General features: G+C 74.6%; 1 protein-coding gene. It reads left to right on the plus strand.

What is annotated here, in order from left to right:
* On the plus strand, positions 1–244 hold a 244-nt coding region (locus HKX41_12950; protein ID NNC25042.1), incomplete at both ends, for a histidine phosphatase family protein.

Here is a 244-nt window from a genome sequence, read left to right on the forward strand (position 1 = left end):
AGAGCCTGTTCGCCGCGGCGATGCAGCGCTGGGCCGGCGGCGAGTTCGACGGCGACTACGACGAGCCCTGGACCCGCTTCCGCGCGCGCTGCCTCGCCGCGGTGCAGGCCGCGGCCGATGCGGCCGACGGTGCGCGCAACGTCTGGATCTTCACCTCCGGCGGCCCGATCGCCGCGATCGCGCAAGCGCTGCTCGACGCGCCCGAAGACCAGGCGCTGCGGCTGAGCTGGACCCTGGTCAACGC

This window comes from Salifodinibacter halophilus (assembly GCA_012999515.1).
Taxonomy (GTDB): Bacteria; Pseudomonadota; Gammaproteobacteria; order Nevskiales; family Salinisphaeraceae; genus Salifodinibacter; species Salifodinibacter halophilus.